We start from the raw sequence: 23,304 nt of genomic DNA on the forward strand, positions 1-23,304 counted from the left end.
TTTATGTTTTTTGTTATTGGTTATGGATTAATCTTACTCGGAATTATAGCAATATTTTCTGGAATTATTGGACTTTTTAGATTTCCTGATTTCTATACAAAGATTCATGCTGCTAGTGTAATTGAATGTTGCGGCGTACCTTTATCACTTGTTGGTCTTGCCTTTTTACAGAATGATTTTACTAGCTCTTTTAAATTAGTTTTTGCCTCTATATTGATTTTAATATTAAACCCGGTATCTACTCATGCAATTGGCAAGGCTGCTTTATTAGGAAAAACTAACCTAAAATAATTGATTGTTTATTTATGATACTAGAAATAATAAATTTTCAACTAGCTAGCTGGTTGCTTATGGTAATCCTTATAATGCTTGCCATAGTATCAATTAAGATTATATTTTGTAATTCTTTATTAGAAATAGTAGTAATAAATTCTAGTTTTAGCTTACTTATTGGTTTATCATATCTTCTTATGGACGCTCCAGACGTGGCAATGACTGAAGTAGCTCTAGGTAGCTGTTTGTCTAGCTGTGTTTTCCTAAGCTTTCTCACTAGATTGCAAGACATACAGAAATGTGATCTTAAACCAACACGAGTAATAAGTTCATCAATTATATGTTTAATGTTCATAGTAACATTTAGCTTTGCAGGACTTGATTTACTAGAATATGGATATATAGATTCTCCTATGCAAAGTCACTTAACCAAATATTATATTGAAAATACTAAAAGTGATATTGGTATTCCCTCTTTTGTAGCAGCACTACTAGCTAGTTACAGAGGTTATGATACTCTTGGAGAAACGGCAGTTATTTTAATTGCTGGAATATCGGTATTATTGCTATTTTCACAAAAAAGTAATGAACATGCTTAAAGATTTTATCATTATAAAACATTCTACTCTTTTTATCTTACCTTATATATTTTTATATGGTCTATATATTCAAATTAATGGTGATGCATCACCAGGAGGCGGATTCCAAGTTGGGGCTATATTTGCTTCTATGATAATTGGTTTTGATTTAGTTCATGGTCAGTTTAAATTAAAACAATATTTTTCTACTGATTTACTAGTTGGAATGGCTACTATCGGCGTAATTATCTATGCTATGACCGGTATGGTATCAATATTATTTGATGATAATTACTTAAACTACTATTCTCTTGCAAATGATAAATTATTAGCTCAACATATTGGTATCTTTATCATTGAAATTGGCGTTGGACTTTGCGTTGCATCGGTTATGTGTTTAATATATTCCATAATGAAATATACTCGATGAAAATCAAGAATTGCGTTGTCGTCTTCAGGGTTCTTCGGTACTCACGTACTAATGTACTCTCCGCTCCTCGACCCTTCGACTCCTGCTACTATCATGATTTTGATTATATCGTCTATCAACTCTTCATTTACGAGTAGTATATGCATAAACTAATACAGCTAATAAAATGGGAATATTTAATTCAAAATCGTATTAATAATCTTAGCAAATATCTATTTATATTTTTTTTATTTTGCATTTTCAGCACTGCTTTAATCAATGACCAAGCAGATATTAAGAAATTTGGGGTTATTTTTTCAGTAATTTTTTTACCAATAGCCCTAATTGGCTTCTCTAGTCTAATATTAAAGCAAGATGTGGAGGATGGAAGTTTAGAGCTACTATTATCCAGTTTCAGTGAGAGTGAGATTGTTACATCTAAATTATTTGCTATATTTTTTAGTTCGCTTACTAGCTCTTTATTAAATATCCCGATAATTTATATTATTTTTGATCTTGATCTAATAACAGTAACCTATCTTTTTATCACTCTAACTTTGCTATTAACATTGTCCAGTAGCCTACTAGTTTTAATTGGATCTATTCAAAGCTATTTTAGGTCAAATACTAACCTGCTAGCAATATTAATCATGCCACTATTAATACCCAACATAATACTTACCGGTCTTATTTTACAAAATCTTGAGAATATAAGCCTAATTTTTGTTATGATTGGTATCAATATGCTTCTTTTACCAACCATATTTTATCTCTCATCGTATCTAATTAAGAATATTTACAACATTTAATTTTTATTATACACCATACTGACCCCTGCACTAATAAAAAAATTGTTATTTTTTTATTATTCATGTAATTTAGTCGTAGTTTTTTAACCATTTTTTGGTAGTTATATATGTGGCAAGCTTTAAGAAGACTAATAGCAGCTAACCCTATGGGGGTGTTTTTATGGAGTATCATAGCTAAATGGTACTTTATGATAGCAGTTGCCTCTTTGATAGTATTATTTTGGGTAGCCAAGGGTCTTGAACAAATTGGATTTATAAAATATATGACCAATGCTACAATTGAAATTCTTGATACATCTAAATCAATTGCGCAAAACTGTACTACAAAATTAGGTCCCAACTTTGAGAGCTTAACCAATTTTTGGAAATGTTTAGGAGACCCGCCAAAATACGAGATTAGAGAAAAAGAAACAGGTGAAAAAGTTTTAGAGGAGGGATTAAATAAGTTACTACCTAAAGACGGAACTGTACCGGAAATGCTTCCATATCGCAATCCTTATGATTCTCCTAACAATTCTATAGATAGTGATGGTAAATAAACCAAATTAATATTTGGCTAAAATCATGTTTTTAGCTTTAGAAAGGTTTAAAATGCATTCGCGTTAGCCGCTTTAAGAATGCATTTTTCCTTATAAGCAAAATTAGGGTAATACTTCACTGTTAATTGTTGAATTGCTGAAGCTACCCTTGATTTTTTGTTACTTTTCCAGTAGTCTATTATATTAAATATAATAATAAATATCAAGTTTGTGCAAAAAGTGAAAACCACTACTATAGAACCTAGCTTCTATAGTTGCACTCATTATAAAATAATTCCCTACTTCAAGTAGTTGTGAAAACAACTATTGAAGTAGAAGAGGTATACTAGTCAGTTTATGTCAAATACTAATGATTATGATAAGGCAACTCGTAGGGATTTTATAACCTTAACTGCCAGCAGTATGGTTGTGGTTGGAGCTGCATGTGCTACCTACCCTCTTGTTGATTCATTCAACCCTTCAGCGGATGTTCTTGCCCTATCTTCAATAGAAGTGGATTTATCTCACATACAACCAGGTCAAACTCTTACTGTTAAATGGCAAGGTAAACCGGTTTTTATTACTAACAGGACTCCCGAAAAAATTGCTGAAGCAAGAAATGTAAACCTTTCCGAGTTAATAGATCCCGAACTTGATCAAGTACGAGTTAAAGCTGGACATGATAAATGGTTAGTAACTATCGGCATTTGTACACATTTAGGTTGTGTACCACTTGCAAACCAAGGAGATTATGATGGTTGGTTTTGTCCATGCCACGGCTCTCAATACGACTCATCTGGTCGTGTTCGTAAAGGACCAGCTCCTTTAAATTTGGCTGTCCCACCATATGAGTTTATTTCCGATACAAAAATTAAAATCGGATAGTTATTTATGAATGAAACTAATGATCCTAAAAAATCAAATCCCGTTATAGAATGGATAGACTATAGACTACCTGTTTTCTCGTTCCTTAAACATTTAGGCGAATACCAAACACCCAAAAATTTAAGTTACCTATGGAACTTAGGGTCAATAGCTGGTATCGCTTTAGTAATTCAGATAATCACTGGCATTATTTTAGCTATGCATTACACTCCTCATGTCGATTACGCCTTTGAGAGTGTTGAAAAAATTATGCGTAATGTCAATTATGGCTGGTTAATACGTTATATACATTCAGTTGGAGCATCAATGTTTTTTGCTGCAGTTTATCTACATATCTGTAGAGGGTTATATTATGGGTCATACAAAAAACCTAGAGAGTTATTGTGGCATATAGGTATAATAATTTTTCTTACCATGGTGGCTACTGCATTCATGGGATATGTACTACCTTGGGGACAAATGAGCTACTGGGGAGCAACTGTAATCACCAATTTATTTTCAGCTATACCTATTATTGGCAAATCGATAGTTACTTGGCTTTGGGGAGGATTTTCAGTTGATAACCCTACACTTAACAGATTCTTTGCTTTACATTATTTATTGCCGTTTATCATAGTGGCTCTAGTACTACTCCATTTAGTAGCACTACATATTCATGGATCAAATAACCCTAAAGGGATCGATGTTAAGTCATCTAAAGATACTATTCCTTTTCATCCGTATTATACGGTAAAGGACTTCGTTGGATTCGGTGTTTACTTTTTAATATTTGCCTTTTTTGTCTTTTACCAACCAAATTATCTAGGGCATCCTGACAATTACATACCAGCTAACCCTTTAGTTACTCCGGCTCATATAGTTCCAGAATGGTATTTTCTGCCATTTTATGCCATTTTACGGGCAGTACCATCAAAGCTAGGCGGGGTAATATTGATGTTTTCTAGTATTTTGTTATTATTTGTTTTACCTTGGCTTGACAGTTCAAAAGTTAGGAGTAGCAATTATAGACCAATGTTCCGCATAGCTTTTTGGCTGTTCATATTTGACTGCTTGACACTTGGGTATCTTGGGGGACAACCAGCGGAAGAACCTTACATTACCTTAAGCAGGTTCGCTGCTACTTACTATTTCTTTCATTTTCTCATTGCAGTGCCACTAATTAGCAAGTATGAAAAAACTCTGCCATTACCGGATTCTATATGAAAGATCAGAAAATTATGGCTAACCCAATTAACATTACTCCGTCATTGCGAGGAGCTACTTTAGTAGCGATGAAGCAATCCAAAGGAATGATTAGGAATGGATTGCTTCGTTGGCTTATGCCTACTCGCAATGACATTAGTATCAAATTTTTCCTGTGTTTGTTAATTTTGTTAATATCAAATATTGTCACTGCCAATAACGATGCATTACCTACAAAAAAGATTGCTTGGCCATTTGATGGAGTTTTTGCTAGCGTTGATAGGAAAGCTGCACAGCGTGGCTTCCAAGTATATAAAGAAGTATGTAGCGTGTGTCATGGTCTTTATAATTTATATTACCGTAATCTTAAAGAGCTAGGATTTTCAGATGAAGAAATTAAAGAAATAGCCAAAAATTATACTGTACAAGATGGTCCAAATGATACAGGAGAAATGTTTGAAAGACCTGCCCTACCCTCCGATCCATTTGTTCGTCCCTACCCTAATGAACAAGCAGCAAGAGCTGCTAACAATGGAGCAGACCCACCTGATTTATCGTTGATTATCAAAGCAAGACCTGATGGAGCAAATTATTTATATTCTATACTTACTGGTTATAGTGATCCTCCTGAAAATTTTAAACTAATGCCAGGATTAAATTACAACCCATATTTTCCACATAGTCAGATTGCCATGCCAGCTCCTTTGTCAGATGGACAAGTAAAGTATATAGACGGGACAAACTCATCAGTCGAACAAATGGCTATGGATGTTACGATATTTTTACAATGGGCTGCTGAACCTGAAATGGAAAACCGTAAATCCATGGGTTTGAAAGTGACGATGTTCTTAGTAATTTTTATAATTTTCTTCTATATCTCTAAAAATAGAATTTGGAAGAATCTAGAAACAGAAGAGTATAAATAACAAATCTTTAGGTTCTTATATCTTAAAACATGTTATAACTACTTATAACATGTTTTAAGATATAAGAACCTAGTTATCCTGAATTCGCGTAAATTACCGCATATTAAACCTATCATAAGTAATCTTATTCTCTACCGATTCAATCAATGTATCAGAGAATTCTTGCACGAAATCTTGCCTTACCATACCCAACCTCTTCTTAAGCCACGATTGTTTAGCAGATATATATTTAATAGTTACATCACCATATTTCTGTTTTATGAAACTATACATATCATCTATACCATCAATTAAACCAAAATCAACAGCAGTTTCCCCAGACCAAAATGCTCCATTAAATAAAATATCATCTTCTTGCGTTAACTTACCAATACGACGCTCTTTAACATAATCTATAAAATGCCCGTGAATCTGTTTTTGTATATGCTTAATAATTGCAATATCCTCCTCTTGCACTGGTTGAAATGGATCGAGAATAGATTTATTTTTACCTTCTGCATAAACCCTCCTTTCTACTCCAAGCTTATTGATAGCCACAGGAAAACCAAAACCAGCCGAAACCACCCCTATACTACCAATAATTGAACTCTTAGATGCATATATTTGGTCACCAATACAAGCAAGCCAATATCCACCAGATGCTGCTACATCTTCTACAAAACTATAAATTGGTATTTTCTTTTCCCCAGCTAATGATCTTATACGTTTACTAATCAGTTCAGATTGTACAGGTGAACCACCTGGAGAATTGATAGTTAAACACAAAGCTTTAAGATTTTTGATCTCAAAAGCTTTGTCAATTAACTCATGTAGCGATTCTATGCTAAGCCCTGATTTTACTGGGCTTACTTTACCTATAACCCCACTAAGGCGAAGAACAGCAATTACCGGCTTTGATGCCTTAGAACCTATTCTAGGTAGTAATGAAAGTAATTGCTCTAACTTACCTATTTGACGTTTAGCAATTACCTGATCAAATTTTGCCTCAGCAATTAAACTTTTATTATGTTCTATGTACATTAGTTACTCCTTATTATCGTTTTTAGAAGCATTATTTTCCTCATTATTCTGTTGTATTTTTGGTTTTTCATCTTTGTTTTCCTGCTCTTCAGCCTTTAACTGTTTATTAACCGGTTGATTAAGCGTTTGTTCCCGGTAACTATTTTTAGGTTCTGGGTGGTTTCCAGGAATATTTGACAAAATAATATTGCGAATTTCTTCATCATACCAATTAATAGTACCAACAAAACTTACTAACATTTTTCCATCTGGATTAATTAGAATAGCAGTTGGTAGACCAACTATTGAAAAAGCTTTAAATAGTTGATTCTTAAAATCATGGTAAATTGGCAGATATCTTATATCATAATCTTTATAATATTTTTGGATAATTTCTATTCCTTGATAGTCTTGTGATACAGGGATTATTGCAAATGGCAACTTTCTAAAATCTTTTTGCAATACATCTAAATCCGGCATTTCTTTAATACAAGATGCACACCATGTTGCCCAAAATACCAATAATATCGTTTTTCCTTCAAAATTATCAAGAGAATATTTTTCTCCTTTATCATCAAAGAAAACCACCGTATCAGGAACACTAGATAAATCAAGCATTTTAACACCTGATTTGATCTGATCTAATGCAAAACTATTAGTGCTGATCAACAAATATGTTACAATCAAAAAAAATCGTTTACTATATTTTCTAATATGCATATAAATAACAAATATATTTCCAATTAATTTATTGATCATCATGAAAAACAATATTTTTTTACCTCTAATATTATTAAGCTGCTTAATCTTAACTTCTTGTGGATTAAAAAAACCATTAGAAAACCCACCTTCAGAAAATCCAGTTGCAGAAGATTGTTGCGGAGGGTGTGAAAACTCAAAACATTAATATCTTTTGAAAGTTCGTCCCGACATTACTACGTCAAATTCATACGTTTTAATGCCATCTAGTGCAGTAGACAAAGCATGACTAACTTCTCCGCAATTTTCTAAATTAACCCTTGAATTAGATAAATATAGCTTTGTTTGTAGCTGTCCAAGAACTAGGTGGTCAACTCTAATGTTTACATTAGGCGTTTCACGCAAAATTCCACTAGGATATATAGTAATAAAATAAAATTCTCCTTTATTATTAGTAGTAGCAATGCCAGATCCGGTAAAACTTGATTTACTTACAAGGTTTAGCATTTTTTTATTGATACGAGTACGAAGTGGTATGTATGGATATTTTCCGTCACTTCCAACCTGCCATAAATATATTTTTGCATCTGCTACTGGAACGCAATCTTGGTCTAATAATCTACCCTTTACTATAATTTTTGTACCACGATAGACTGCTTGTTGTCCTGTCTTTCTAAGTAAGTTATTGGATAATTGGAATTCTTCCGGTTCGTAATCATTCATTGCACTCTTACTGATCTTACAACAATTAAGCTTATTAGGGTAAAACTTAGATTCACTGGCTATAGCAATAGTGGAATACAAACAGATTAAAAATAACAAATTTTTCATTTTTTACCATTTATGTTTAATAACTTACCCCATTTGGGATAAGAATTAGTTAATTCTTATCCCAAATTCACGTAACTTCTATTAGAAGATGGATATTCTACATTTTCTTATAGAGATTTAAATTATCGTATCCTTTATTCTTTTACAACTATATTAACCTCAGTTTTGGATTAAAATTTTTAATTTTAATCCAAAACTGGCTATAATATCAGAAAAATACATTCTTGAAGCACTTCTATAAATACATTTTAATCTATTATCGCTAATAATCTTATTTTTATACCAATAAAAATAAGATTATTAGCAAATGAAATATTTAACAATCAGGCGTCAAACCGCTTTAAGCCTGATTGTTTACATTCTCATTCCAATTTCGGATTAATTTCATTAATCCGAAATTGAGGTTACATTATATTTATTTTGTTAATTTAAAGAACAGGGCTATCCTTTACATCACGTGGTTCTTATGGTACACTAAAGCTAAACTACTTGAAATAGTAAAAAAATAAAATTATTTATGAAAACACACTTAAAACAAACTATTATTGGCACAATGTTAGCTTTATTTCTTTTTCCAACTGCCACAATTGCAAGGAATGGAGACTATCCCAAAACTGTGCAAGAAAGAAAGATGGATGAAATGGGGTCGATAGTTGGAGGAGAAGGCTTGGTATTTAGACCAAGTAGAATCAAAAATGAATCTACCAAAACTGTAGGCTGTAACGTTAATAAATATTTATGGCAAGCTTCTATAGAAACTTTAAGTTTTGTGCCTCTTGCTTCAACCGATTCAGTCGGTGGAGTCATTATTACTGAATGGTATAGTCCAAAAGGACAAACAAATTTTCGATTTAAAATAAATATTTTTATTAAAGATAACGTTATTAGTCCGGATGCCATCCAAGTAAAAATATTTGAACAAACACTTAAAAATGGTAATTGGCTAGACAATCATACTACTTCGGACCTAGCTAATAGCATAGAAGATAAAATTTTAAGAAAATCTAGAGAATTATATATTAGTGCTGAAAGAAAAGAATGATATACTTGCTACAATAAGGATAGTTTACGATACAAATTATGAGAGATATTGAAAAGAAATGGCAAAGAATTTGGCTTGAGGAAAAAGCTTTTGCTGCAACAAACGATATCGACAAGCCTAAATATTACGTACTTGAAATGTTACCCTACCCTTCTGGAAAGATTCATGTCGGGCATTTACGTAACTATTCTATCGGAGATTGCATAGCTCGTTTTATGAAATCACAAGGCTATAACGTATTACACCCTATGGGTTGGGATGCTTTCGGCTTGCCAGCAGAGAATGCTGCCATCAATAATAACTCTAATCCTAAAGATTGGACTTATTCAAACATCGCAACTATGCGAGATCAGCTAAAATCCATTGGCTTTTCATATGATTGGTCACGAGAAATAACAACTTGTGATCCAGATTATTATAAGCATGAACAAAAATTCTTTTTAGAACTCTATGAGAGAGGTTTAGCCTATCAAAAAAAATCTTTAGTCAATTGGGATCCTGTAGATAATACTGTTTTAGCTAACGAACAAGTAGTAGATGGTCGTGGATGGCGTTCGGGTGCTTTAGTTGAGAAGAAATATTTAAAACAATGGTTTTTAAAAATTACTAATTATGCTGAGGAGCTATTAAATGAAATTTCGAAATTGGATTTTTGGCCTGATTCTGTTAAATCTATGCAGGAAAAATGGATAGGCAAATCGGAAGGAGTAAATTTTAGTTTTAAAATACGCTCCTCCTTATGTCATCCTCGCGAAGGTGAAGAGCTAGATTCCCGCGTAGGCGGGAATGACAGTGTAATAGAAGTGTTTTCTACCCGACCAGAAACTATCTTTGGAGCTAGTTTTGTTGCAATAGCCTATAACCATCCAATAATAGAGCAATTAGTTGATAAAACCAAAGATATGCTATCTTTTATTGAAAAATGTTCACAATTACACACTAATGCTGCAATAGATAAAGCTGAAAAAGAAGGGGTATTTACTGACCTTTTTGCTATTCACCTATTTGATCCTACAATTATTATTCCTGTAGTAATAACAAATTTTGTACTAATGGATTATGGTACTGGAGCGGTTTTTGGATGCCCAGCCCATGATGAAAGAGATCATGCATTAGCAAAGAAAATGGGATTACCAATAAAGCAAGTAGTAATTAATAAGGATGTTCCAATAGACGTACACTCGGAATCTTACACTGGCGATGGTATCATGATCAACTCAGATTTTTTGAATAATCTTGCCATCCAAAATGCTAAACAAAAATCTATAGAAGAACTTGAGAAGCGTGGTTTGGGCAAACGTACTATTAACTATCGCCTGAAAGATTGGGGCGTGTCTAGACAAAGATACTGGGGTTGCCCTATTCCAATAATCTATTGCTCGGATTGTGGAGCTGTGCCAGTAGCTGAAAAAGACTTGCCAATAACTTTACCAAGCGATGTTACATTCTCTGGACATGGCAACCCTCTTGATTGGTATCCTACTTGGAAACATACTAATTGCCCAAAATGCCAAAAACAAGCTATTCGTGAGACCGATACATTAGATACATTCTTTGAATCTTCTTGGTATTTCACCCGTTATTGTAGCGTGGCAGCAAAAGATATTACTGACAAACAAGCTTGTGATTATTGGTTACCTGTTGATCAGTATATTGGTGGAATTGAACATGCAGTAATGCACCTTCTTTATTCTAGGTTTTTTACGAAAGTAATGAACGAACAAGGTTATCTCAGCATTCGTGAACCTTTTACTAATTTACTAACTCAAGGCATGGTTTTACATGCTACCTATAGAGATGCGAATAATAATTGGCTTTATCCAAATGAGGTAATAAAACAATCTGATAAGTGGGTTAATAAGAATAATGGAGAAGAAGTATTTCAAGGGCGAATAGAAAAAATGAGTAAATCCAAAAAGAATGTCGTGGATTTAGAGTCAATATTGACCAACCATAGTGCTGATGCTATTAGGTTATTTGTTCTCTCCGATAGTCCGCCAGAGAAAGATTTTGAATGGTCGGCAAATGGTCTTGAAGGTTGTTCTCGTTTTGTTAGTAAGTTAGAAAATATGGCAGAAATACTAATTAATAGTGAAATAACGGGGGGTGCTAATAATAAACTAACAAAGCTTACTCATCACACTATCAAACATGTTACCAGCGAGATAAGGGAGTTTAAGCTAAATAAAGCCATAGCAAGGATGCGGGAACTATTTAATGCGTTGTCAGATGAAATATCTAAGGGTAAGGAAGCTGATATTGATAGCGTTAAAGAGGGTTTTAGTATCTTGATTAAGTTACTTAACCCATTTATTCCACATATTACAGAGGAAATTTGGCAAGAATTAGGCAATAAGGAAAGATTATATCAAACCCCTTGGCCTTCTTTCAAAGAATCATTCTTAGAACTAGAATCTTATACTATGGCCATTCAAGTTAATGGTAAACTGAGGGCTACGCACGAATTTGCTAATGTAACGAGTAATATTGAGATTCAGAATATGGTAATGCAATTACCCGAGATACAAAAACATTTAAGTGGCAAAGAACCTAAAAAATTTATCATAATACCCTCGAAAATAGTAAATATCGTGGTGTGAATAAGGATGAAAGAAAATGTTAATAAAAGATGCTACTGTTAAAACACCGAAACAAAAAGAATCTGCGTTAGACAGTACGCTTGTTTCGTTATTTGCCGGTGCAGGTGGTATGGATATTGGTTTTGCAAAAGCTGGGTTCAAGATAATTTGGGCAAATGAATATGACAAAACAATTGCTCCTTCTTATCAAAACTACTTTCCTGAATCAAAGTTTGATGGGCGTTCTATTTTGGATATTCCAAATAAAGATATTCCATTTGGTGCAACTGGTGTCATTGGTGGACCGCCATGTCAATCATGGTCAGAAGCTGGGGCTAAGCGTGGAATTGACGATTTAAGAGGTCAATTATTTCATGAATATATAAGGATTATTAGACATGTACAACCAAAGTTTTTTGTTGCAGAAAATGTTCATGGAATAATCCATTCAAGAAATTTTATAATTGGCTATCACAAATCTTTGAACAAAAAATTTGAGTTTCCTAAACCTTTGGGAAACAAAGTTACTTTAAAACAGGTGATAGGTGACCTAGCTGATCTAAAAGTTGGAACAACCAAAAAAGTTAAAAATCATGAGCTAATTAATTCTGGTTATTCCCCAATTTTTATGTCGAGAAATCGAGTGCGAGGTTGGGATGAGCAATCATTTACTATTTTAGCAACAGATAGGCACATTCCATTTCATCCGCAAGCTCCTAAAATGATAAAAGTTGACGGACAAGAGTTGAGAAAGTTCGCTCTTGGTTATGAAAACAAATATTGAAGATTAACCGTTCGAGAATGTGCACGAATTCAGACATTTCCAGATGATTATGAGTTCATTTATACCAATATCAGAAATGGCTATAAAATGGTTGGTAATGCTGTACCAGTAAATTTAGCATATTGGGTAGCCAAATCAATTAGAGAAGATTTGGGGGGTAATGGCTACGCAGACAAATAATGGCAAAGCTTTTGAGTAGGCAGTGGGTTTAGTACTTAAATTACAAACCAATATGCCAATTGCAGAAAATGCCTATTCAGAAATTAATGAGAAAGCATTTTATGAAGATACTGGACTGAAAAATCAAGACAAAAAAATAATAATGTTGTTTCCCATTTTTGCATTTTTCAAGCTGCAATTTGTTCATAATTTTGTATAGAATTTAGATAGACATTCATAGGCTTTTTGTAACCAATACTTGAATGGAATCTTCTATAATTATAGTGATTGATGTAATCATCAATACCACTCTTTAGCTCTTTAACATCTTTAAAATCATTAATAAATATACAATTATATTTTAAAGTTCGGAAAAATCTCTCCATAATTATATTATCAATACTTCTTCCTTTACTATTCATCGAAACTTTAATGTTATGCTCTTGTAAAATTTCAATGTGTTCATGACTAGTATATTGACTGCCCTGATCACTATTAAATATCTGCGGTGCAGGATATTTGTTAAGTGCATCATGCAATACTTCAGTTACCAAACTTACATCCATACTATTTGACAATTTATAACTCAACACAGCTCTACTATGCCAATCTATAATTGCCGCCATGTACATAAATCCCGAATTAGTTCTAACATAAGTGATATCTCTGCTCCAAACCTCGTTAGCGTTAGGTACATCTACAGTTTTACTTGTACCTAGATTAGACCAATATTTATCAAGCAAATAACTATAAATTTTATGCTGTTTATCTTTTCCAGATGTTAACTTTTTCCTCTTTGGATAAATAGCCTCTATGCCAATCATGTTCATATATTTTAGAACCCGATCCTTACCAATAACCAAGCCATCTTCTAATAATTGTCTATGGATATAACGATAACCAAATTCAGGATTATCAGTATATATTTCATCTATTTTATTTAAAATATTTAAGTTATACCCACTAAATGGTTTTGCTTTATAGTACATTGAAGAACGATTAATCTTTAATAATTCATATTTCCTTGTCTTTGGTAACATTGCTAGCTTGGAATCGACAAGTTCTTTTCTATTTGATAAGTCCAAGCTTTGTAGCTTTCCCACAGCCCAATCTCTCTCTACTATTGTTTTTCCAAGAGTTTTCGCTAATTCATCATTTTGTTCTTTCAGCATATTAATTTGTTCCTGATATTTACTTACTAGTTTTGCTGGTTCAAACGCCAATGCCGTATTTGATATAAATTGTTTCTTCCAATTACTAATTGTCTTGGAGTTTATCTCATATTTTGATGCTATCACTGATAATGGACTCTCTTCTTTCAGCACTTCTAATACTATCCTAGTTTTTTCTTCAGCACTAAAAACTCTTGCTTTTTCTTTTGTCATTTTTTCTCCTAATTTTTTCTTATTATTTTATCTTAATTAGGAAACTTTTAACTCTATTTTTTTGTCCATTTTCTTCAGTCCATTATAGTATGGTGACACAAATGTAGAAGCAAAATATGTATCAGGGGAAGCCATTATGGGTGTAATTATTGTAGATCAATATGGCCATCTTATTAAAAACGACAGTTCTGTTAATATTTCAAGTTTTGCATGGGGTGCTCCTCAAGCTTTAAAAGGAAATCTTAAAAACTTAGGTAAATGGTCATCAACTGAAAAAGATACCGAAATAGCTCTTGAAACAATCTTGTGTAAAAGAGATAAAAATGGTCAAAAGCTTCCCTTGAATAAAATAGTAATAGATGAGGCTCTTAATTACCTTACTAATACTTTTGAGATACCAGCAGAAATACTAGTAAATAAACAATTTGCTATCAAAACTTATGAATCAAGTAAAAAAGATACCCCTACTAAAACTTTACTACTTAACAGCTTTTACCTAAATGATCTAATTAAAGCTAGTAGTTTAATTCAAAAGCCAAATGTTCAAACAAACCTCTTGCAGTATTTAGGTGTGAATATCCCATTAAAGCGTTATAATATCCTAGATACTTCTGTTTTACAAAATATTCTTTCTCCCAAAAACATTCCTACAGCAAGATGGCCTGGATTAGGACGATATCCTTTATTATTACTTCAACAGGCTGTAGTTAATTTATCCATGACTGAACTAAAAGACAGTGGAATTCTTGCAATTAGTGGACCACCAGAAACAGGAAAAACAACTTTATTACGTGATATTGTTGCAAAATTAGTTACAGAGCGAGCAGAAGCGTTACTGAAGTTTGCTGATCCTGAAAAAGCTTTTACCGATTCAGGACACAAAATAAAAACGGGACAGAGTTGGTTAAATCTTTATAAATTAGATATAGAGTCTAAAAGGTTTTGAAATATTAATTGCATCCTCTAACAATAAGGCTGTTGAAAATATTAGTGCTGAATTACCTAGTTTAAAAGCTATTGCAAACGATGCGAATGATTTGCGTTATTTTACAGTTCTATCTGATTTAGTATTTGGATGCAAAAGTTGGGGTTTGATTTCAGCAGTACTTGGAAATATTGCTAATTGTAATAATTTTAGTAAAAATTTTTTGTGGAATAATGATCTTGGGCTTTTAACATATTTAGCAGAAGCAAGCGGAATACCACAGATATTTGAAATTACAGATCCAAAAACCGGCAAAATCCTTGAACGTAGAAAACCGAGAATTATTGAAGAAAGTGATCCCACACATAATCACAGTGATGCTTTAAGACGTTGGAGACAAGCTAGTACAGATTTTAAACATGTATTATAAGCAAGCCGAACTAGACTTGCTTAATTATAGGAAATAAAAAATCTAGTTCAAGATTTAGCAAATCTAGAAAGCGGATCAGAACAGGGGCAAACGTTAGAAGAACTTTTATTAGAACATTATAAATCAAAACCACATGTTATTTGGTGTATTCTAAATACTCCTTCATTTCGTGCTTGGCAAAAAGAAGGGCAAAGGATCGCCCATAAAGAAAGCCAAAAGCTTGTTCATTTTGATTATGTAAAAAGAATTGTACCTAGATTTTCTAACAAACTTGGATCTCATTTTATTGATAATAATTTATTTTCAAAATCCCATGAAGAAAGGCATATAGTTTCCCCATGGTGTGACACGCAAACACAATCCTTACGCGATGAGGTATTTATTTCTGCTATAAAGCTGCATAAAGCTTTTATAGATGCAGCAGCAAAACCTTTACGTCACAATCTTGGAGTTCTGATGAGAAATTTTGGTGGCTCTTCTAGTGAAATAGATAAAAAAACCGTGGAACTTTTGCCAGATTTATGGTCATCTTTTTTCCTTGTAGTACCTAGTGTATCAACAACTTTTGCATCTGTAGGAAGAATGTTAAAGGATCTTCCTACAAATTCTCTTTTTGGATGGCTTCTTATTGACGAAGCTGGGCAGGCTTTACCGCAAGCCGCTGTAGGAGCTATAATGAGAACAAAACATGCTATAGTTACAGGTGATCCTTTACAGATAGAACCAGTGGTTACGTTGCCTAACAATTTAACAAAAAGTATCTGTGAACAATTTTTGGTAGACCCAAATCGTTTTAATGCACCAAAAGCATCAGTTCAAACCCTATCAGATACTGTAACTTCATATTTTTCGGAATTTAATACCAAAGACGGAAGTCGTTTAGTCAGTGTACCTTTATTGGTTCATAGGCGTTGTGCAGATTCTATGTTTAGTATTTCCAATGCAATTGCCTACGGAAATTCAATGGTACAAGCAAAGAGTCCCAACAATTCTCCAATACGTAACTGTCTTGGTCCTTCTATGTGGTTTGATATTCAAGGTCAAGCACTAGATACATAGTGTCTAGAAGAAGGAAAAAAGGTAGTTGAACTATTATATAAATTAAAGATTGTACAAGGACGAGAAGCTGAAGCAGTAATTCTAGTATTAGGGGCTCAAGCACCAAACCAAAATAAAACTCGGATATGGGCAGGTAAATCTCCTAATATCTTAAATGTAGCAGTTACACGTGCTAAAGAAGTTATCTATGTTATAGGAAATAAGAGCTTATGGAAAGAAACAGGAGTATTCAGAGAACTAGACTGCAGAATACATTGATGTGTTCAGCCCATCAGCTTCAACTTGTTGCTAATTGATAGTTGTTTTTAACGTTTGACTTTAGATTTTTAGATTTAAATGTTGTATAACTTTATGCAAAATCCGTTTGAAACGGTTCTATATTAATTTATAATAACCTCAAGTATCTATGTAATAAATTAATAGTAGGCTCAAGTAATCACCACCATTAGGGGTGATATCACCCCTGCTTTCGCAGGAAGAGTATCGCGGATTCAAATTTCACCACTCTTATCAGATACTTATCAGGGATTTAGAACATTCTGTGACTCTGCACAAAAACTTTTCTGTTACTTTTCTGTTACTCTTACACCAAAGTTGCCGAAATACGACCACAAAAAAACTATCAATTCTTTAAACAAAAAAATAGGCAAGACGAAATCGATCATTAATATAGAAACCTTCACAACCTAAAAATTAAGTTGAATATAAACTATTAACAAGCTAATATGCAAGGTACTAAAAATTAGATACAATATTAGATAAAATAAAATGATTACTATTACTTTTCCAGATAGAACGCAAAAACAATTTGAAAAAAATATTACGGGATTGGAGATAGCTAGTCAAATTTCTACTTCTCTAGCAAAGAATGCTTTGGTTGTTGAAGTAAATAACGAGCTAAAGGACTTAAGTTTACCTATAGAATCTGATTGTAATTTGAGAATTCTTACCAGCAAAGATTCAGAGTGTTTGGAAATATTACGCCATGATGCTGCTCATATAACGGCAGAAGCAGTTAAAGAATTATTTCCAAATGTCCAAGTGACCATAGGTCCAGCTATCGAAAATGGCTTTTTTTATGATTTTGCTAAAGATAAACCGTTTGCCCCGGAAGATTTAGTGATGATAGAAGCAAAAATGCATGAAATCGTTAAAAGAAATAAGAAAATCACTAGAGAAGTATGGAATCGCGATCAAGCCATAGAATTCTTTAAGTCAATAGGTGAGCATTATAAAGCCGAGATAATTTCAGAGATTCCAGCAAGTGAGGATATTACCTTATACCGCCAAGGTAACTTTGTTGATCTTTGCCGTGGTCCGCATAGCCCGTCAACTGGCTTCATTAAACATTTTAAACTAATGAAAGTGGCAGGGGCATATTGGCGAGGCGATAGCAAGAATCCTATGCTACAAAGAATCTATGGTATCGCTTGGGCAACAAAAGAGCAGTTAGACAGTTATCTTTACATGCTTGAAGAGGCAGAAAAGCGTGATCACAGAAAACTAGGTCGAGAGCTTGGATTATTTCACTTTCAGGAGGAAGCTCAAGGTATGGTATTTTGGCATGATAAGGGCTGGAGTATATATCGTACTATTGAACAATATGTCAGAAATAAAATCAGAAAAATGGGATATATGGAAGTAAAAACTCCTGTGCTTGTTGATAAAAGTCTGTGGGAAGCTTCTGGTCACTGGGAAAAATTTAGGGAGGACATGTTTGCTCTAAATCTTGCTGATGATAAAACATTAGCCATGAAACCAATGAATTGCCCATGTCATGTGCAGATTTTTAAGCAGGGTATCAAAAGTTATCGAGACTTACCACTACGTATGTCTGAATTTGGCTTGTGTCATAGACATGAAGCATCTGGTGCATTGCATGGTTTGATGAGAGTAAGAGCCTTCCAGCAAGATGATGCCCATATTTTCTGCACTGAAGACCAAATTAACAGTGAGACAGTGAAATTTTGTGGTCTCTTAACCGAGATTTATAAAGATTTTGGTTTTTCTAATATTAAAATTAAATTCTCAGATCGTCCTAAAGTACGGGCTGGCAGCGATGAAGTTTGGGATAAAGCAGAAAATGCTCTAAAAAATGCCGTAAAAGAAGCTGGTTATTCTTATATATTAAATCCCGGTGATGGTGCGTTTTATGGACCAAAACTAGATTTTTGTCTTAAAGATTCAATAGGTAGAGAATGGCAATGCGGCACTCTGCAAGTTGATTTTGTCTTACCAGAACGTCTTGATGCTTACTATATTGCAGCGAACGGTGAGAAAAAAAGACCCGTAATGTTGCATAGAGCTGCACTTGGTTCTTTTGAACGGTTTATAGGCATATTAATTGAAGAATATGCTGGACGCTTTCCTTTATGGTTAGCCCCTGTACAAGTAGCTATTGCCACCATTACAAGTGACTTAAATGACTATGCATTGGAAGTACACAAATTGTTGATTAGTGAAGGAATACGGTCAGATGTCGATATTTCGCCTGAAAAGATTAATTATAAAATACGCTATTTTTCTAATAATAAAGTACCTATAATAGCCGTTGTTGGTAAACAAGAAATGCTAAATAATACTGTGACTATAAGACAACTAGGATCAGATCAGCAGGAAATTATTTCTCTACAAAATCTAGTAAAGCTTGTAAAAGATCAGAATATTCGCTATTTAACATAAATACGCGAATTTGGGATAAGAATTTGTCAATTCTTATCCCGGGGGTATAATGGAAGCAACTGTGTCGTACGTGTAAAAAGTACACAAAAACACAACAATAACTAATAATAATTTTTATGGAGAAAATATCATTTCTGGAATTAAGAATAGTAATTTTCCGAAGGCTAATAGGGAAATTAGGGCTAGTCAAGTTCGTTTAGTCGATGAGAATGGTGAGATGCTTGGCATCGTTAGCATCAAGAATGCTCTAGAACAAGCTGAAAAAGCTGGTTTAGATTTGGTAGAAATTTCACCAAATGCCGAACCACCTGTTTGTAAGATTTTGGATTTTGGTAAATTTAAATATGAGAGTAAAAAGCGTGTCCAAGACAGTAGGAAAAAACAAAGGGTTGTTGTCCTTAAAGAAATGAAGTTTAAGCCAAACATTAGTCAAGGTGATTTTAATGTGAAACTTCGCAAGATCAAAGATTTTTTGAAGGAAGGTGACAAAGTAAAAATTTCTCTATGGTTTAAAGGCAGAGAGATTATCCATAACGATATTGGTATGAAGTTATTTGACCGCATATCGTTAGAACTAGAGGGCTTAGCTAAGATTGATTCCGCTCCTAAAATGGAAGGTAAACAGATAATTATGTTAGTCAGCCCTGATCCAAGCAAAATACCAACTAATTAGAACTATTTATGCCAATTAAAATTCTAATGCCTGCTTTATCTCCAACTATGACTGAAGGAAATATTGCAAAATGGCTTAAAAAAGAAGGGGATAAAGTTGTTCCAGGAGATGTTATAGCAGAAATAGAAACAGATAAAGCTACTATGGAAGTGGAAGCTGTAGAAGAGGGAATTTTTGCTAAAATAATTGTGCTGCAAGGTACAGACAATGTGCCGGTGGGTTCGCTTATCGCTGTATTACTTGAAGATGGTGAAGATGCAAACTTATTGGATAGTTTTATAGCAAGTAGTGATAATTCTGCTAAACCATCTACAGAACCAGTAATATCTATAGAAGAAACTAAGCCGGTTAAGTACGATCAGCAACCGCAAACAATGAATGTGAAAGCTTTAGGCAGGATATATGCTTCGCCTTTGGCTAAAAGACTAGCTGCTATTGATAATATCGATCTGTCAAATATTCAAGGTAGTGGACCTCATGGAAGAATAATAAAAAAAGATGTGTTATCATACTTAGTGCTACCCACAAATAGTGGTAAGATTAGGGCGGTGAACAGAAATAAAGAAGAGTACAAGTGCGTCCTCAATAATAATATTCGTAAAATTATTGCTAAACGTTTGCTTGAATCTAAACAAACCATACCGCATTTCTATCTCTCAATAGAATGTAACATGGATAAGTTATTGGATATTAGAGAAGATATAAATAAATCACTTGTAGAAGAGAGTAAAATTAAAATTACAGTTAATGATTTTGTTATTTTAGCAGTGGCAAAAGCTTTAAAAGCTGTACCGGAAGCAAATGTTAGCTGGGATGAGTCTGCTATTCGGTATTATAATAATGTTGATGTATCGGTTGCTGTGGCAATTGATAATGGTCTTATAACGCCTATAGTCAGAAATGCCGATCAAAAAGATATAATTACATTATCGCAAGAATTACAAACTCTTATAAAAAAGGCTCGAGATAATAAACTAACTCCTGAAGAATTTCAGGGTGGAAGTTTTTCTGTCTCTAACTTAGGTATGTACGGTGTTAAGAACTTCAGTGCTATAATAAATCCGCCACAAAGCTGTATCTTAGCAATAGGAGCAAGCTCAAAACGTGCAATAGTTGAAAATAATCAGATAAAAGTCGCTACTATCATGGATGTTACTCTTTCTTCTGATCACAGAGTTGTTGATGGTGCTGTTGGAGCTAAATTTTTAGCTTCATTTAAAAAATTTATCGAGAGTCCTGCGTTAATGCTCATATAACGTTTGATTGACACCCTACCCTCACCATAACTTAAAACTTAAATCATAGAATAAATTATGAGTTTTTCCGATAATCTAGCAAAAATCTTGAATAAACATGAAGAATTATCGAAAAAGTTGGCCACTGGTATAGTCGGAGATGAGTTTATAAAAGCATCGAAGGAATATGCCGAGCTAGAGCCAATTGTTCAAACAATTAATGAATATAATAAATCTGTATCCGAGTTACGCGATATCAAGGAAATGGCACAAGAATCGAATTTAGACCCTGATACACAATCGATGATATATGATGAAATACATCGTTTAGAAGCCCTGATGCCTAAACTAGAAAGGGCAGTAAAACTTTCTTTGTTACCAAAAGACGAAGCTGATACAAAAAATGCTATTATTGAGGTAAGGGCTGGTAGTGGTGGAGAAGAAGCAGCGTTATTTGCTACAACTTTATTTAATATGTATCACAGATACGCCGAATTAAAAAGCTGGCGTTTTGAAATATTATCAATCTCAGATACTGGTATTGGTGGATATAAAGAAGCGTCAGCACTAATTCAAGGACGAGATGTGTTTTCCAAACTTAAATTCGAATCAGGTGTACACCGAGTGCAAAGAGTTCCTGAGACTGAGTCAAGTGGGAGGATACATACTTCTGCGGCTACCGTTGCCGTCTTGGCTGAAGCAGAAGATGTAGATGTTAAGATCGATGACAAAGATTTACGAATTGATACATATCGTGCATCGGGAGCCGGCGGACAACACGTAAATACCACAGAATCAGCGGTAAGGATTACCCATTTACCAACTGGTATTGTCGTTGCATTACAAGATGAAAAATCACAGCATAAAAATAAAGCTAAGGCTATGAAAATTCTTCGTTCTAGAATCTATGAAGCAGAGCGATATAAAAAGGATATGGAAAGAGCCGAGGTACGCAAAGGGCAAGTTGGTTCTGGTGATAGATCAGAAAGAATTCGCACCTATAACTTTCCACAAGGTCGAGTTTCTGACCATAGAATTAATCTAACCCTCTATAAAATAGAGGATATCGTAAAAAACGGGCAATTAGATGACTTTATTGAAGCTTTGATATCGGCTGATGAAGCAAGAAAACTTTCAGAAGTTTAAATTATAGCTTACTCATCATTGCTAGGAGGCGTAAGCCAACTAAGCAATCCAATCTAATAAATAATGGATTGCCACTACACTCACGTGGTCTCGTAATGACGGAGTAATACTAATCGGGTTAGCTATATGTTAACCATTTGAATTTATAAGGGACAAACATACAAATCTTATATTTTTTAAAGGCTACACCATTTTGGGTATACTTATTATTTGGTTACTTAATTTTTAGAGGGATTAGAGCAACTAAGCAAACAGTTATATTGCCATCAAGATTATTTATTGCTCCTGTTATTTTCTTGTTACTTTATATAAAAGGATTTTCTAATAATGTACAAGACTTAATATTATTTTGTATATTGCTAATTATCTCAATTATTATTAATTGGCGATTTTGTGACAAACCTCTTATACAGGTTAATAATTATTCCAGGTTCATGGCAACCTCTTATATTGATACTTATCATTTTTTCAATAAAATATTTTTTTGGATATATGAGAGCTGTAAATCTAGAACTAGCCCCAAAATATAAAATAATGGAATTAATAATATCAAGTTGGGTGCTGGGAATCATGTTTTTTAAAGCAATATATTGTTATAGCTATGCAAACAAAATAAATAATCAGAAAAATTGGACCAAAAAGTCCTAAATTAATTAAAACTTTTTCAAGTGTTATAAAATTTTTACTAGACTTAGAAAGCTAATAATTATATAAACCTTAACGACCATTATAAAAGGGCCTGTAGTTCAGTTGGTTAGAACCCACCGCTCATAACGGTGTTGTCGCAGGTTCAAGTCCTGCCAGGCCCACCATTCTTCGATTTTAGTGCATTTCACGAATGTATCAAATGGTGAACGTAGCATAAAGTCTAGCTTTCCGTCTTTTAATTCTAGGTTACCAAACACTAAATTTATCAATTTACGTTTTCTCTCAATAGTAGCACCTTTGAAGGCTACGAACGCTCCAGAAGCCAGTTCTACTAGGTTAATCAAGAGTTCTGAAAATTTATCATCTTGTCAAAGATTGGATACCATCATCAATTCATTACAATAATCTCCTGCCAAGGCATGATAAAGATGAATATTTTCTAGATCTG

21 protein-coding genes, 1 tRNA gene and 2 pseudogenes are annotated in these 23,304 nt (G+C 33.6%); 20 read left to right on the forward strand and 4 right to left on the reverse strand.

Annotated features, from left to right (window positions below):
• Positions 1 to 3 precede the first annotated feature (3 nt).
• The 7 genes and pseudogenes from AAHM86_RS00920 (at position 4) to AAHM86_RS00950 (ending at position 5,580) form a co-directional block, all read left to right on the forward strand.
• The gene (locus AAHM86_RS00920; protein ID WP_341747739.1) at positions 4 to 291 is read left to right on the forward strand and encodes a Na+/H+ antiporter subunit G; all 288 of its coding nucleotides are present in this window, start codon (positions 4 to 6) and stop codon (positions 289 to 291) included.
• Between the two features lie 14 nt (positions 292 to 305).
• Positions 306 to 1,281 (forward strand): annotated as a pseudogene (locus AAHM86_RS00925) (DUF4040 domain-containing protein).
• A gap of 140 nt (positions 1,282 to 1,421) precedes the next feature.
• Positions 1,422 to 2,069, forward strand: a complete 648-nt coding sequence (locus AAHM86_RS00930) for a heme exporter protein CcmB (RefSeq protein WP_342267953.1) — start codon at positions 1,422 to 1,424, stop codon at positions 2,067 to 2,069.
• A gap of 107 nt (positions 2,070 to 2,176) precedes the next feature.
• Positions 2,177 to 2,608, forward strand: a complete 432-nt coding sequence (locus tag AAHM86_RS00935) for a DUF2670 domain-containing protein (protein WP_342267954.1) — start codon at positions 2,177 to 2,179, stop codon at positions 2,606 to 2,608.
• A 336-nt stretch (positions 2,609 to 2,944) separates the two neighbouring features.
• Positions 2,945 to 3,472 carry a ubiquinol-cytochrome c reductase iron-sulfur subunit gene (gene petA, locus AAHM86_RS00940; protein WP_341752008.1) on the forward strand — a complete coding sequence of 176 codons (528 nt, stop codon included), beginning with the start codon at positions 2,945 to 2,947 and terminating at the stop codon, positions 3,470 to 3,472.
• Between the two features lie 6 nt (positions 3,473 to 3,478).
• Positions 3,479 to 4,675, forward strand: a complete 1,197-nt coding sequence (locus AAHM86_RS00945; RefSeq protein WP_342267955.1) for a cytochrome b/b6 — start codon at positions 3,479 to 3,481, stop codon at positions 4,673 to 4,675.
• 134 nt (positions 4,676 to 4,809) lie between these two features.
• Complete coding sequence (locus AAHM86_RS00950; protein ID WP_410521565.1) at positions 4,810 to 5,580, forward strand: cytochrome c1; 771 nt, start codon at positions 4,810 to 4,812, stop codon at positions 5,578 to 5,580.
• Between the two features lie 93 nt (positions 5,581 to 5,673).
• Here AAHM86_RS00950 and AAHM86_RS00955 read toward each other — a convergent pair whose 3' ends face one another.
• The 3 genes from AAHM86_RS00955 to AAHM86_RS00965 all read right to left on the reverse strand — a co-directional run bounded on the left by AAHM86_RS00955 (position 5,674) and on the right by AAHM86_RS00965 (position 8,109).
• Positions 5,674 to 6,600 (reverse strand): S49 family peptidase, encoded by a 927-nt coding sequence (locus AAHM86_RS00955; RefSeq protein ID WP_342267956.1) that lies wholly within the window; start codon positions 6,598 to 6,600, stop codon positions 5,674 to 5,676.
• 3 nt (positions 6,601 to 6,603) lie between these two features.
• Positions 6,604 to 7,299 (reverse strand): TlpA disulfide reductase family protein, encoded by a 696-nt coding sequence (locus tag AAHM86_RS00960; protein ID WP_341755976.1) that lies wholly within the window; start codon positions 7,297 to 7,299, stop codon positions 6,604 to 6,606.
• 183 nt (positions 7,300 to 7,482) lie between these two features.
• Complete coding sequence (locus AAHM86_RS00965; protein WP_342267957.1) at positions 7,483 to 8,109, reverse strand: dioxygenase; 627 nt, start codon at positions 8,107 to 8,109, stop codon at positions 7,483 to 7,485.
• A 517-nt stretch (positions 8,110 to 8,626) separates the two neighbouring features.
• Between AAHM86_RS00965 and AAHM86_RS00970 the strand changes: the two genes are divergently transcribed.
• From AAHM86_RS00970 to AAHM86_RS07130, 4 genes and pseudogenes are all read left to right on the forward strand, one after another.
• Positions 8,627 to 9,151 (forward strand): DUF3576 domain-containing protein, encoded by a 525-nt coding sequence (locus AAHM86_RS00970; RefSeq protein WP_410521469.1) that lies wholly within the window; start codon positions 8,627 to 8,629, stop codon positions 9,149 to 9,151.
• A gap of 38 nt (positions 9,152 to 9,189) precedes the next feature.
• Complete coding sequence (leuS, locus tag AAHM86_RS00975; RefSeq protein WP_342267958.1) at positions 9,190 to 11,751, forward strand: leucine--tRNA ligase; 2,562 nt, start codon at positions 9,190 to 9,192, stop codon at positions 11,749 to 11,751.
• Between the two features lie 16 nt (positions 11,752 to 11,767).
• Positions 11,768 to 12,514 (forward strand): DNA (cytosine-5-)-methyltransferase, encoded by a 747-nt coding sequence (locus tag AAHM86_RS00980; RefSeq protein ID WP_342267959.1) that lies wholly within the window; start codon positions 11,768 to 11,770, stop codon positions 12,512 to 12,514.
• A 12-nt stretch (positions 12,515 to 12,526) separates the two neighbouring features.
• Positions 12,527 to 12,694: pseudogene (locus AAHM86_RS07130) on the forward strand (DNA cytosine methyltransferase); the annotation flags it as partial.
• 167 nt (positions 12,695 to 12,861) lie between these two features.
• Here AAHM86_RS07130 and AAHM86_RS00985 read toward each other — a convergent pair.
• Positions 12,862 to 14,058, reverse strand: a complete 1,197-nt coding sequence (locus AAHM86_RS00985; RefSeq protein ID WP_342267960.1) for an IS3 family transposase — start codon at positions 14,056 to 14,058, stop codon at positions 12,862 to 12,864.
• Positions 14,059 to 14,194: 136 nt separating this feature from the next.
• Between AAHM86_RS00985 and AAHM86_RS00990 the strand changes: the two genes are divergently transcribed.
• The 9 genes from AAHM86_RS00990 (at position 14,195) to AAHM86_RS01025 (ending at position 23,020) form a co-directional block, all read left to right on the forward strand.
• Positions 14,195 to 15,004, forward strand: coding sequence for a hypothetical protein (locus AAHM86_RS00990; RefSeq protein ID WP_342267961.1), 810 nt, complete (start codon positions 14,195 to 14,197; stop codon positions 15,002 to 15,004).
• Positions 15,005 to 15,095: 91 nt separating this feature from the next.
• Positions 15,096 to 15,413, forward strand: coding sequence for a hypothetical protein (locus AAHM86_RS00995; RefSeq protein WP_342267962.1), 318 nt, complete (start codon positions 15,096 to 15,098; stop codon positions 15,411 to 15,413).
• 456 nt (positions 15,414 to 15,869) lie between these two features.
• Positions 15,870 to 16,472, forward strand: a complete 603-nt coding sequence (locus AAHM86_RS01000; RefSeq protein ID WP_342267963.1) for an AAA domain-containing protein — start codon at positions 15,870 to 15,872, stop codon at positions 16,470 to 16,472.
• Between the two features lie 48 nt (positions 16,473 to 16,520).
• Positions 16,521 to 16,730 carry an AAA domain-containing protein gene (locus tag AAHM86_RS07135; RefSeq protein ID WP_410521566.1) on the forward strand — a complete coding sequence of 70 codons (210 nt, stop codon included), beginning with the start codon at positions 16,521 to 16,523 and terminating at the stop codon, positions 16,728 to 16,730.
• A 510-nt stretch (positions 16,731 to 17,240) separates the two neighbouring features.
• Positions 17,241 to 19,154 (forward strand): threonine--tRNA ligase, encoded by a 1,914-nt coding sequence (gene thrS, locus AAHM86_RS01005; protein WP_342267964.1) that lies wholly within the window; start codon positions 17,241 to 17,243, stop codon positions 19,152 to 19,154.
• 139 nt (positions 19,155 to 19,293) lie between these two features.
• The gene (infC, locus tag AAHM86_RS01010; protein WP_342268332.1) at positions 19,294 to 19,827 is read left to right on the forward strand and encodes a translation initiation factor IF-3; all 534 of its coding nucleotides are present in this window, start codon (positions 19,294 to 19,296) and stop codon (positions 19,825 to 19,827) included.
• Positions 19,828 to 19,835: 8 nt separating this feature from the next.
• Complete coding sequence (locus tag AAHM86_RS01015) at positions 19,836 to 21,083, forward strand: pyruvate dehydrogenase complex dihydrolipoamide acetyltransferase (RefSeq protein WP_342267965.1); 1,248 nt, start codon at positions 19,836 to 19,838, stop codon at positions 21,081 to 21,083.
• Positions 21,084 to 21,140: 57 nt separating this feature from the next.
• Positions 21,141 to 22,208, forward strand: coding sequence for a peptide chain release factor 1 (prfA, locus tag AAHM86_RS01020; protein ID WP_342267966.1), 1,068 nt, complete (start codon positions 21,141 to 21,143; stop codon positions 22,206 to 22,208).
• A 735-nt stretch (positions 22,209 to 22,943) separates the two neighbouring features.
• A tRNA-Ile gene (locus AAHM86_RS01025) sits at positions 22,944 to 23,020 on the forward strand.
• Positions 23,021 to 23,304: the final 284 nt, after the last annotated feature.

It is taken from the genome of Candidatus Tisiphia endosymbiont of Empis tessellata, from assembly GCF_964031035.1.
In the GTDB taxonomy this organism is placed as follows: Bacteria; Pseudomonadota; Alphaproteobacteria; order Rickettsiales; family Rickettsiaceae; genus Tisiphia.